The following is an 11,553-nucleotide window of genomic DNA, read 5'->3' on the forward strand; positions in this document are numbered from 1 at the left end:
CTGCCTTCTGGCCTGCGGCAAAAATGAAAAAGGGATCCCCCGCACCTGGCGGGAGATCCAAAAGAGGCTTCGGGTTGGGTTAACCCAGAACGCGGTCGCGCTGTGCGGTGTAAACACCGGACGACAGGTTCTGCCAGCCAGAAGAAGACTTCATCGACTTCATGGCGCTGTCGTAGATCTTTTTGTACAGATCATCACCCAGGTTTTCTTCGTGCACTTCTTTCGAAGCCTGACCAAAGGCATCCCAGACCGAGTCAGGGAATTCCATGACCTTTACGCCGCCAGCCTGCAGACGCTGCAGAGCTGCACCGTTATTGGCCAGGAACTGTGTCAGGTTCCACTGGTGGCATTCAGCCGAAGCGATTTCGATGATCTTCTGGTGCGCAGGCGACAGGCTTTCAAAGACGTCACGGTTGGTCGCAACCGACAGACCGGCGCCTGGCTCGTGGAAGCCGGCGGTGTAGTAGGTCTTGGTGATTTCCTGGAAACCAGCCTTTTCATCCGCCCAGGGGCCGATCCACTCGGTGCCGTCGATGGCACCAGAGGACAGCGCCTGATACACTTCGGAACCAGGGATGTTCTGAACGGAAGCGCCCAGTTTACCCAAAGCTTTACCGCCGAGGCCAGGCATACGGAACTTCAGACCGTTGAAGTCTTCGGGGCTGTTGATCTCTTTCGAGAACCAGCCGCCAGCCTGGGCGCCGGTGTTGCCGCCGAGGAAGGACTTCAGACCAAAGATCTGACCCAGCTCGTCGTGCAGCTCCATGCCGCCATCCTGGTAATACCAGTTGGACAGTTCCTGAGCGGTCATGCCAAAGGGCACAGCAGTAAAGAAGGCATAGCCTGGGTGCTGACCCACAAAGTAGTAGTCGGCGCCGTGGTACATGTCGGCCTGACCGGAAGAAACCGCGTCAAACACTTCAAACGCGCCAACCAGCTCACCGGCGGCTTTGATGTCGACGGTCAGCTGACCATCGGACATGGCGGTAACGTTGTCGGCAACGCGCTGTGCAGCGTCAAACACGCCCGCCAGACCACGGCCCCAGGTGGTAACCATGGTCAGGGTGCGTTTACCCTGTGCATATGCCGGTGCGGCCAAAGTGGTTGCAGCTGCGGCGGTCCCGCCCAGCGCAGAGGTTTTCAAAAAAGAACGACGATCCATTATAGTGCTCCTCCCATAAGTAGTCCCTATGTCCAGCTTGGGCCGGACGGATCTTTTCGAGTGGCGTCAACGTAGCGGTGCTGCGCCCCTTGTGAATACCTAGTACTGCGTAGGTACGCCGAAAAACCCCAAAATCCTGCGTTCAAAGACGGAATTTTTGTGGAACCGCAGCGAATCTCGGCCGTCACGTCCGGAAAATGCGCTTCCAGCCCTTTGATTCGGTTGCGGGATTGCGTAACGATTCGGCACATGGCCTTATTCCGCCCACCTTTTCGACCGAACTACGCACAGAAGCTATCGATTCTGGCGACACTGCCGCTTGTTGTTGCGGTGGCGGCAATTGCCCTGCTGGTCGCGTTTGAATCAAGCAGCTCAGCTGAGCGCGAGATCCAGGCGCTGCAACAGCAATTGCTGGCTGCCAAGAAGGCCGAACTGCGCAACTATGTGACTCAGGCGCGCAATGGGTTTTCCTTTATCTATGGTCGTGCCTCACCTGATGACAACGAGGCCAAAGAACAGGTCGCCCAGATTCTGTCTTCGATGATCTATGGCACGGATGGGTTCTTTTTTGTCTATGACTATGACGGCACCAATCTCGTCAGTCCGCGGCAGACAGAGTTCATCACACGAAACTGGTCGGGCCTCAAAGACAGCCAGGGCACCCCCGTAGTGGATGAATTCATCCGGCTGGCACGGCAAGGTGCCGGGTGGCACAGCTTTATGTGGCAAAAGCCCTCTACCGGGGAAGAAGCCCGGATGGTTGCCTATGTTGTTGGCCTGCAGGATTGGCAATGGGCTGTGGGCACTGGCGTGTTTATCGACGATGTGCTGGCTTCGGTTGCTGTCGCCCGTGCCGAGGTTGAAGCCCGGGTACAGCGTACCTTTTTGTATATTGGCGTCATCACCTTGGCCGCCCTGATCGTGGTTTTTGCCTCCGGTATGGTTCTCAACATCCGCGAACGTCGCCTGGCCGATGCCAAGCTCAAGGAGCTGACCCAACGTGTCTTTGACGCCCAGGAAGAAGAGCGCGGGCGGGTGGCGCGGGAATTGCACGACGGCATCAGTCAAATCCTGGTCGGGGTACGCTACGCGCTGGACAATGCCAGTCGCCGTCTCAAGCGCGGCGAACTGGATCGCGGATTGCCGCCCCTGGACAAAGGCATCGACGATCTGGCCAATGCAATTACCGAGGTCCGTCGCATCAGCCGTGACCTACGCCCCCGCGTGCTGGATGACCTGGGGCTGGGCCCCGCACTCAAGGCCTTGACCGATGATTTTTCTACCCGCACCGGCATCCACTCAGAATTCAGCACTGTGGTCTTTCGCAACCGGCTCGACCCGGAGGCCAAGATCGCGCTCTACCGGATTGCCCAAGAGGCCCTAATGAATATCGAGCGCCATTCTGATGCCAGTGAAATGACCATGGATCTGCGCGGCCACGCCAAGGGCGTTACCATGCGTATCACCGATAACGGTCGCGGATTGCCGCTCGATCAGGACCGCACCGGCCCAGGGATTGGCCTGCGTAACATCCAGGAACGGATAGAGCAGCTTGACGGCACCTTACGCATTCTGTCATCACGTGGCACCCAAAGCGGCACCATGATCGAAGCCACCCTCCCCCTTAGCCACCTTCTGGCCCCGGGGGAATCCCTTGGCGCGGATCTGGGGAGCAAGTCGGTTGAAGGCTGACGCCTCTGCTTCAGTACAAGACCGATGCGCCGCTTTCGACCAAAGGGAAAGAGATGAGCACCACAGTTCGCGTTTTAATCGTCGATGATCACCCGATGGTCGCCGAAGGCATCCAATCGATCCTAGAGAGCTATGACGACATTGAGGTGCTCGCCTGCCTCAAGGATGGAGCTGAGGCGGTGGAACAAGCCCCGGCTCTTGCACCGGACGTTATTTTGATGGACCTGAACATGCCCCGGCTTGGCGGTTTAAGCGCCACCGAGATGATTTTGGAGCGCCAGCCAGAAACCCGAATTGTCATCCTGACGATGCATGACAGCCCTGAATATATCTCCACTGCGCTGAGCCATGGCGCGCTGGGGTATATCCTAAAAGATGTGCCCACCGAAGAGATCAAGCAGGCCATTGATACAGTGATGAGCGGTGAACGGTATCTCTGCACAGGCGCCCAGGGCTCGCTCGAACCCAAGGATGGCGAGACGCGCGAAGCGCTCACCGGGCGCGAGCAGACCATCCTGTTGGAACTGGCCCAGGGGAAATCAAACAAGGAAGTCGCCCTGGCACTGGATATCTCGGTGCGCACGGTTGAGACCCACCGCAAAAACATCAAGCGCAAGCTGGGCATTTCCTCAACCGCAGGCCTGACCCGCTATGCGCTGGAACATGGCGTCCTGCAGGGCACCGGCCACGAATTCTGAGGCCAACGCGCCCACACAGATTTTGCCCCGCTCCAGAGCGCCATTTCCTTGCCGTCACAGCTGAGGCGCCTTAGGCGCAAAGACCCCGGTTCGGCCACTTTCGGCGGGCAAAACAGCGCTGGGGAATGGAAAGAAGGGAACGAAAGATCACAATTCGCACCCAAACATTCCGATAATTCCCAAAAACACACCCCTTGCGCAAGAAAATGTCCGAAATGAGAGGGCTTTCGATCCTTTTGCCTGTTGACGCCCCGCCAAAGCAATCATAATGTCCGCTGCAACGCAGTAAAGGAGAGCCTGGCAATGACCAGCCTAGTCGTAATTGTAGGAACCAAGCGCATGGGCCGGTAACGGTAGACCACAATCAAACCCATGCGCCTCCCCTAGAATTAGCGGAGGCTTTTTTTATGCGTAATGGACGATGCCGCCAATTGGAGCAAAAAGCAGATGACACGTGAAATGACCGGCGCAAAGATGATAGTCGAAGCCCTGAAGGAACAGGGCGTCGACACAGTTTTCGGATACCCAGGTGGCGCCGTACTTCCGATCTATGACGAAATTTTCCTGCAAAATGACATTCGCCACATCCTGGTGCGTCACGAGCAGGGCGCGGTCCATGCCGCCGAAGGCTATGCCCGCTCCACCGGCAAGCCCGGCGTTGTGCTGGTGACCTCTGGCCCCGGCGCTACCAATGCGGTGACCGGCCTGACCGATGCGTTGCTGGATTCCATTCCGCTGGTGGTTCTCACCGGCCAGGTTCCCACCTTTATGATCGGCTCGGATGCCTTTCAGGAGGCCGACACTGTTGGCATCACCCGCCCCTGCACCAAGCACAACTGGCTGGTGAAAGACACCGACAAGCTGGCCGCGACCCTGCACGAAGGCTTTCATGTCGCCACCTCGGGTCGCCCCGGCCCCGTTCTGATCGACATCCCCAAAGATGTGCAGTTTGCCACTGGCACCTATGAGCCAGCCAAGCCAAGCGCTTCGCGCTATCAGCCCATCGTCAAAGGCGACATGGAAGAAATCACCGAACTGGTCGCCGCGATTGAAGCTGCTGAACGCCCCGTTTTCTATACCGGCGGTGGCGTGATCAACTCCGGCCCAGCCGCCTGCCAACTGCTGCGCGAACTGGTGGATGGCACCGGTATTCCGATCACTTCAACCCTGATGGGATTGGGGGCCTATCCAGCCTCAGGCGAGAACTGGTTGGGCATGCTGGGCATGCATGGGCTTTATGAGGCCAACCTGGCGATGCATGACTGCGATCTGATGATCAATATCGGCGCCCGTTTTGACGACCGGATCACCGGCCGTATCGATGCCTTCAGCCCAAATTCCAAAAAGGCCCACATCGATATCGACCCATCTTCGATCAACAAGGTGATCCGCATCGACATCCCAATTGTCGGTGACGTGGGCCATGTTCTGGAGGATCTGCTCAAGGTTTGGAAGGCGCGCGGCCGCAAGGTGAACCGCGAAGCCATTGCCAAATGGCAAAAACAGATCAGCGAATGGCGTGGGGTCAATTGCTTGGCCTATACCGGGTCGCAAAAGACCATCAAGCCACAGTATGCTCTGGAACGGCTCGAAGCTCTGACCAAGGACCATGACCGCTATATCACCACCGAGGTTGGCCAGCATCAGATGTGGGCGGCGCAATACCTCAACTTTGAAGACCCCAACCGCTGGATGACCTCCGGCGGGCTTGGCACCATGGGCTATGGCTTCCCCGCTTCGATCGGGGTGCAGATGGCGCACCCGGACGCGTTGGTGATCAACGTCGCCGGTGAAGCCTCGTGGTTGATGAACATGCAGGAGATGGGCACCGCTGCCCAGTATCGCCTGCCGGTGAAACAGTTCATCCTCAACAACGAACGTCTGGGCATGGTGCGCCAGTGGCAGGAGCTGCTGCACGGCGAACGGTACAGCCATTCCTGGTCTGAATCGCTGCCTGATTTTGTAAAACTGGCCGAGGCCTTTGGCGCCAAGGGCATCTTGTGCTCTGCCCCCGCTGATCTGGACGACGCCATCATGGAAATGATCAACCATGACGGGCCAGTGATCTTTGACTGCCTGGTGGAAAAGCACGAGAACTGCTTCCCGATGATCCCATCAGGCAAGGCCCATAACGAGATGCTGATGGGCGAAGCCGACACCCAGGGCGTGATCCAGTCCGGTGGCGCGGTTTTGGTATAACCCCCGCCCAGCTACAGAATTTGCAGGGCGGTTGCGCCCTGCCCCGTACTTTGGCCCGAATTCAGAAAGGGACATAAATGTCTGCCCTACATATCAAAAAAGGCTCCACCCGCCATTCTGCCTATAACCTACGCCCCACATTTTCGGATGTTCAGGAAAAACACACTCTGGCGGTTCTGGTCGAAAACGAACCCGGCGTTCTGGCCCGTGTCATCGGCCTGTTTGCCGGTCGTGGCTATAACATCGAAAGCCTCACCGTCGCCGAAGTGGATCACACCGGGCATCTGTCCCGTATCACTGTGGTGACCACCGGCACCCCCCAGGTGATCGAGCAGATCAAGGCCCAGCTTGGCCGTATTGTATCGGTCTATGAGGTGCATGATCTCACCGTTGAAGGCGCATCGGTCGAGCGCGAGCTGGCCATTTTCAAAGTGGCCGGAGAGGGTGACAAGCGGGTCGAAGCCCTGCGCCTGGCCGATATTTTCCGGGCCAATGTGGTCGACAGCACCTTGAACAGCTTCATCTTCGAAATCACCGGAGCACCGGAGAAGATTGATGCCTTTGCCGATCTGATGCGCCCTTTGGGTCTGACAGAAGTTGCGCGAACCGGCGTTGCAGCGCTGCTGCGCGGCGCCTGACAGCACGAACAAGAAAACGAGATGTAAAAAAGGCCGGTCCAATGACCGGCCTTTTTGTGTTCTAGACTTACTGTCTCTCCTTGGCGGTTCTCTCCTGGCCGTCCCTCCTTGCCGAAGGAGATCCAACACCATCAGAAGCCAGGCACCAGAACTGAGGCCACACCTAAGGCCAAAGCCCGGTTGCCGTCACCTCAGACAAGGCTCAGGCGCGGCGCAACCGACCAGCTGCATCCAATGGAAAGGCAATGATGTTCTGCGCCTCATCGTCATCGGCCAAAGGCGAAACGCGGCTGTGGGATTGCTCCGCCTCTTCCCGTCTCACCCCAGCCGTGCTTGGCCGCTCCAACCGAACGGGGGACACTGGCCTCTCCGCGACCGCGACGCATGTTGCAGCGGTGGCTGTGACAGGTATGTCGTATGACGCCCCCTGCTGCGCCACTAGCTTAAGCGATGAGCCCGCACATGCCTTTTTGCTGGCAACAGCAAGATCCTCTGCCAGACCAGGACAGCCAGGTTCCTGAAGAACCTGAATATCCAACGCCACACGCAGATCATTTTCCAACGTCAACTCGAACGACACCCAGTCACCAGAACGGATTGCAAAATTATCAAAGGTACCCACATGGGTGTAGAATGCCAAATCCCCCTGATCTTCGCACCAAATAATTGCTTTTCCAGCTGTCGCGTCACTCCAAAGAACAATTCCAATCATAACAGTCCTCGCATTCTGGACAGATTGAGTTTGGTTCAAAAGGCTCTGTTTCAACATCGTCAAAAATGCATCGACCCATTGCATTTTGTGTCTGCACCCCTAAGACTCTGACACAACTTAGAGACGGCATGACACGGATTAGCGTCCATACCCTCGAAATTCGTGACTATTCCGCCCAGAAAACAGGATACACAGGCTGCCATGTCAGACACACTGGACCTCACAGGTCAAACAGACACTGCTTCGACACGGTCGCCGGCACAACTGCGCAATATGTTTGGCACCAATCTGCGTCACCTCGCGCAGCACTATCCTTCGGTTTCGGAACTGGCGCGGCGGCTTGGGATCAACAGAACCCAGTTCAACCGTTACATGTCCGGCGAGAGCTTTCCACGGCCGGACATTCTTGACCGGATATGTAATTTTTTCGAAGTGGACGCCCGCATTTTGTTGGAACCGGTTGAGACAATCGGGCAACAGGGGAACATCCTTAACGGCCCGTTTCTCGCCGATTTTCTTGGCCACGGTATCCGCCAGGTCAACGAGGCAATGTTCCCGACAGGGTTCTATCGGTTCACCCGACGCAGTTTTGTCAACAGCGACAAGTTTGTCATTGGGTTGGTCCACGTGTTCCGCTCTGGCAAGGCTGCAACCTTTATCAAAGGCTACGAGGCGCGCGAAGCGATGCGCTACCAGGGCCTGTCCGACGCCCCCAAGCGGCGCGAGTTTCGCGGCATTCTGACCTCCCATGAGGACGGCGTTGCCTTTGTCATCTCACGACGCCACGCTATGACCTATTCGTTCAACTACCTGGCGCGGATTGGGTCTTTGGAAAACAACTTCTGGCTTGGCTATGTGGCGCGCACCGTGCGCGACAGCAGCGGTGAGCGGGTTACGCGTATGGTCTACGAACATCTGGGGCGGGACATAGGCAGCGCGCTCAAGGTGGCACGCACAGCCGGATTTTCCACGGCTGAAGATCTGCTGCCCTACCACCGTCACCTGCTGCGCCCGGATGACCCCTTCAGCTAAGGCCATAGTCCCAGGCCCCCCCCTTTGCCGTTGCCGCACGTACCTTGGTCAACGGGCAATCTGGCGGTAGATATGCCAGGTGGCATGCCCCAGCAAAGGCAGAACCAGAAACAGCCCGGCAAACCCGGGCAAGAGCGCCGCGAAGGTCAAAACCGAAATCGCCCCCGCCCAGAGCATCATCAACAGGAAGTTTCTCTGCACGTAGGTAAAACTGGCGATCATCGCGGTGACAAAATCAACTTCGCGGTCCAGAAGCAGCGGCAGCGAAATCACCGTAATCATATAGAGCAGCAACGCAAAAAGCGCCCCAACCAGGCTGCCGACGCCCAGCATCAGCATGCCATTCAGCGACAGAAAAACCTCCAGCGAGCTGGAGATGTTGGTCATCGTCGACAGACCCAGAAACAGCGCAAAGATCATATGCCCCAGAAAGAACCAGAACAGGAACACCACAATAATAATGGCGCAGATCGAGGGCAGCTGGCGTCGGCTTTGAAGCAGAATGACGCCCAGAATACCCCCGGCATCCATAGGCTCCCCCTGTTCCAGACGATGCGAAACCTCATAGAGCCCAACTGCGGCAAAGGGGCCGATCAATGGAAAGCCAATGGCGGCAAGCACCAGCCAGAATGTGGTTCCCGTTTGCAGGGTTATCCAGATCATCGCCCAGCCAGCCAGCACATAGACCCCGGAAAAAAACAGCCCGTATCCGGGTTTTTTGCAAAAATCCTGCCAGCCACATTTTAGCGCCTGCGCCAAAATCTCGGCCCGCATTGGCTGCAGGTCCGGCACTCCAAAAGCTTTCTCACTCACTCAATTCTCCTCCCCAGAAAAATGTCTCGTGTTCTGTTTTCCCCCGGATCAACCCAGGGGCGGCGGGGCGTTCTGTGGCAGCAGGCTGGCTTGATGATAGCCCTGCCCCAGCGCCAGCAGGTTTTGGTCCTGTCCCTGCGCCGCAAAGATCTGCACCCCCATAGGCAACCCGGTTTGGCCAAAACCGGCAGGAACCGCCAGACAGGGCAGCCCCAGCAGGCTGACCGGTGTCACAACCTGCATCCAACGGTGATAGCTGTCCATCGCGACGCCATTGATGTCACGCGGATAATCCAGATCCAGCGCAAAGGGCCAGACCTGCGCCGATGGCAAAACCAGCGCATCATAGCTCTGAAACAGCTCCGTGGCCCGGCGCTGCCAATCAGAGCGCAGATCCGAGGCCTGCTGTATCTGCTGGGCGCTAAATGACAGGCCCCGGTCCAACTCCCAGATCGCCGTCTCTTTCAGGCTTGCCCGGTGCCCTTCAAGGGCACGCAGGCCGGCAGCCACCGCAAAAGACCGCAGGGTAATCCAGGACTCCCAGATCTGCTCTGCGGAAAATGGTGCAGGCACAGTTTCGACCCGGTGACCGAGGTTGCGCAGATGCGCCAGGGCCTTTTCGCTGGTTTCAAGCACACCAGGCTCCATCGGGAAGGCCCCGCCCCAATCGCCCAGCCAGCCGATACGCATCGGCGCGGGCTCTGGAAGCGGCAGCATTGTCTCGCGGCTTCGCGACAGCGGTTGGCGCGGATCAGGGCCGGACATTACGTCCAGCAACAGGGCGAGGTCTTCTGGGCTGCGTGCCATCGGGCCTGCGGTTGCCAGCTGATGCAGGAACAGGTCCCCGGTTGGTTCTGAAGGGATCATGCCCCAGGTCGGGCGAAAGCCGTAGACATTGTTCCAGCCCGCCGGGTTGCGCAGGGATCCCATCATGTCAGAGCCATCGGCCAATGCGACCAGCCCGGCAGACAGCGCCACCGCAGCCCCGCCAGAGGATCCGCCACAGCTACGGTCTGTGTCGAACGGATTGCGGGTGGCGCCATAAACAGGGTTGAACGTATGGGAGCCCAGGCCAAACTCTGGCGTATTGGTTTTGCCAATAAAAATGGCTCCGGCGGCGCGCAGACGCGCCACAAAAAGCTCATCCTGTTGCGGCACAAAATCCCTGAACATGGGCGAGCCCTGGGTAGAGGCTATGCCTTTGACATTGGCCAGGTCCTTGATTGCCATTGGCAAACCATGCAGCACGCCGCGGGATTTGGCCTGATCAGCGGCAGCGGCTTCGGCCATCAGCACATCCCGGTCACGCAGGGCGACAATGGCATTCAGCTGCGGATTGACTGCATCAATCCGGTCCAGGGTTTCCTGCATCACCTGCACCGCACTAAGCGCACCACTGCGCAGCTGTGTCACCAGCTCCAGCGCCGATCCAAAGGGGTCATACATGAAAATACTCCTGCTATACTTATGGATCAGCCTAGCGCTGGAATTTACGTCTGAAAAGCTGCACCCAAGGCTAACCTTTTCATTCGCCTGGAAAAACGACTTTATCTGGCGGAAAATCCACCACCACTCACCCAGATCAGTGGCTACATCCTAAAAATCAGACTTGCAGGTAGACGGGCAGGTAGACAGGCACACAAGCAACAAAAAGGGTGCAGGGATTATCCCTGCACCCGGACCTGTGTTCTTTGCCCCTTTTGAATGACGCCTTGTTTGCAAAACAAGGCACCCAAAACAGCTTAGTCGCCCTGCGCTTGCGAACGGCTTTTGCCCGCGACATTCATCGCCAGCGTCGCTGCCATAAACCCATCCAGATCCCCGTCGAGCACCCCTTTGGTGTCAGAGGTCTCGTGGCTGGTACGCAGATCTTTGACCATTTGGTACGGCTGCAACACATACGACCGGATCTGGCTGCCCCATCCTGCATCGCCCTTGTTTTCATGGGCCTCGTTGATGGCCGCGTTACGGCGGTCCAGCTCTTGCTGATACAGCCGGGATTTCAGTGCTTTCATCGCGATGTCGCGGTTTTGGTGCTGTGACTTCTCTGACGAGGTCACCACAATACCGGTGGGGTGGTGGGTGATCCGGACCGCCGAGTCGGTGGTGTTTACGTGCTGACCACCCGCCCCGGACGACCGGTAGGTATCAATGCGAATATCCGCCGGGTTCACTTCAATCTCGATATTGTCGTCCACCACCGGGTAGACCCAGACCGAACAAAAAGACGTATGGCGTTTGGCGGCAGAATCAAAAGGTGAGATCCGCACCAGGCGATGCACACCGCTTTCGGATTTCAGCCAGCCGTAGGCATTGTGGCCGCTGATCTTATAGGACGCCGATTTGATGCCAACCTCTTCACCGGGGCTTTCAGACTGAAGCTCAACTTTATAGCCCTTACGCTCAGCCCAGCGGACATACATCCGCGCGAGCATATTGGCCCAGTCGCACGATTCTGTACCACCCGCGCCAGAGTTAATTTCAAGGAACGTATCGTTGGCGTCAGCCTCGCCATCCAAAAGCGCTTCAAGCTCTTTGGCGGCAGCCACTTTCTCAAGCTTCTTCAAGGCCGTTTCAGCCTCGGTGACAATCTCGGCATCATTTTCC

At 57.6% G+C, this 11,553-nt stretch carries 10 protein-coding genes; 5 read left to right on the top strand and 5 right to left on the bottom strand.

Annotated elements, in window-relative coordinates; translation table 11 throughout:
* Positions 1-79: 79 nt before the first annotated feature.
* A complete protein-coding gene (locus QZ268_RS15315) occupies positions 80-1,162 on the bottom strand; it encodes a TRAP transporter substrate-binding protein (protein ID WP_295454382.1) in 1,083 nt (360 codons plus the stop codon).
* A 249-nt stretch (positions 1,163-1,411) separates the two neighbouring features.
* Here QZ268_RS15315 and QZ268_RS15320 point away from each other — a divergent pair, with 249 nt between their 5' ends.
* The 4 genes from QZ268_RS15320 (at position 1,412) to ilvN (ending at position 6,389) form a co-directional block, all read left to right on the top strand.
* Positions 1,412-2,854 carry a cache domain-containing protein gene (locus QZ268_RS15320; protein WP_295454384.1) on the top strand — a complete coding sequence of 481 codons (1,443 nt, stop codon included), beginning with the start codon at positions 1,412-1,414 and terminating at the stop codon, positions 2,852-2,854.
* A gap of 53 nt (positions 2,855-2,907) precedes the next feature.
* A complete protein-coding gene (locus tag QZ268_RS15325) occupies positions 2,908-3,552 on the top strand; it encodes a response regulator transcription factor (protein ID WP_295454386.1) in 645 nt (214 codons plus the stop codon).
* Between the two features lie 447 nt (positions 3,553-3,999).
* On the top strand, positions 4,000-5,751 hold the full coding sequence (locus QZ268_RS15330) for an acetolactate synthase 3 large subunit (protein ID WP_295454388.1): 1,752 nt from the start codon (positions 4,000-4,002) through the stop codon (positions 5,749-5,751).
* A gap of 77 nt (positions 5,752-5,828) precedes the next feature.
* Positions 5,829-6,389 carry an acetolactate synthase small subunit gene (gene ilvN / locus QZ268_RS15335; protein WP_295454390.1) on the top strand — a complete coding sequence of 187 codons (561 nt, stop codon included), beginning with the start codon at positions 5,829-5,831 and terminating at the stop codon, positions 6,387-6,389.
* 202 nt (positions 6,390-6,591) lie between these two features.
* On the opposite strand, the gene QZ268_RS15340 is transcribed toward ilvN, so the two are convergent.
* Complete coding sequence (locus QZ268_RS15340) at positions 6,592-7,185, bottom strand: hypothetical protein (RefSeq protein ID WP_295454392.1); 594 nt, start codon at positions 7,183-7,185, stop codon at positions 6,592-6,594.
* Positions 7,186-7,302: 117 nt separating this feature from the next.
* Here QZ268_RS15340 and QZ268_RS15345 point away from each other — a divergent pair, with 117 nt between their 5' ends.
* Complete coding sequence (locus QZ268_RS15345) at positions 7,303-8,133, top strand: helix-turn-helix transcriptional regulator (RefSeq protein ID WP_295454394.1); 831 nt, start codon at positions 7,303-7,305, stop codon at positions 8,131-8,133.
* A 48-nt stretch (positions 8,134-8,181) separates the two neighbouring features.
* Here the strand turns inward: QZ268_RS15345 and QZ268_RS15350 are convergent, their stop codons facing one another.
* The 3 genes from QZ268_RS15350 to prfB all read right to left on the bottom strand — a co-directional run.
* Positions 8,182-8,946: a DUF2189 domain-containing protein gene (locus QZ268_RS15350; RefSeq protein WP_295454395.1), complete on the bottom strand. Its 765-nt coding sequence runs from the start codon at positions 8,944-8,946 to the stop codon at positions 8,182-8,184.
* A 48-nt stretch (positions 8,947-8,994) separates the two neighbouring features.
* Positions 8,995-10,392, bottom strand: a complete 1,398-nt coding sequence (locus QZ268_RS15355; protein ID WP_295454397.1) for an amidase — start codon at positions 10,390-10,392, stop codon at positions 8,995-8,997.
* Between the two features lie 296 nt (positions 10,393-10,688).
* A partial coding sequence (gene prfB / locus QZ268_RS15360; protein ID WP_295454399.1) for a peptide chain release factor 2 occupies positions 10,689-11,553 on the bottom strand: 865 nt, incomplete at its 5' end.

Source organism: uncultured Pseudophaeobacter sp. (genome assembly GCA_905479575.1).
In the GTDB taxonomy this organism is placed as follows: domain Bacteria; phylum Pseudomonadota; class Alphaproteobacteria; order Rhodobacterales; family Rhodobacteraceae; genus Pseudophaeobacter.

What these genes read in the sequence shown, in the direction of transcription:
- QZ268_RS15325 (WP_295454386.1), top strand. Translation starts at nt 2,908, where the DNA reads ATGAGCACCACAGTTCGCGTTTTAATCGTCGATGATCACCCGATGGTC.
- QZ268_RS15330 (WP_295454388.1), top strand. Translation starts at nt 4,000, where the DNA reads ATGACACGTGAAATGACCGGCGCAAAGATGATAGTCGAAGCCCTGAAG.
- QZ268_RS15320 (WP_295454384.1), top strand. Translation starts at nt 1,412, where the DNA reads ATGGCCTTATTCCGCCCACCTTTTCGACCGAACTACGCACAGAAGCTA.
- QZ268_RS15340 (WP_295454392.1), bottom strand. Translation starts at nt 7,185, where the DNA reads ATGCAATGGGTCGATGCATTTTTGACGATGTTGAAACAGAGCCTTTTG.
- QZ268_RS15345 (WP_295454394.1), top strand. Translation starts at nt 7,303, where the DNA reads ATGTCAGACACACTGGACCTCACAGGTCAAACAGACACTGCTTCGACA.
- ilvN (WP_295454390.1), top strand. Translation starts at nt 5,829, where the DNA reads ATGTCTGCCCTACATATCAAAAAAGGCTCCACCCGCCATTCTGCCTAT.
- QZ268_RS15355 (WP_295454397.1), bottom strand. Translation starts at nt 10,392, where the DNA reads ATGTATGACCCCTTTGGATCGGCGCTGGAGCTGGTGACACAGCTGCGC.
- QZ268_RS15315 (WP_295454382.1), bottom strand. Translation starts at nt 1,162, where the DNA reads ATGGATCGTCGTTCTTTTTTGAAAACCTCTGCGCTGGGCGGGACCGCC.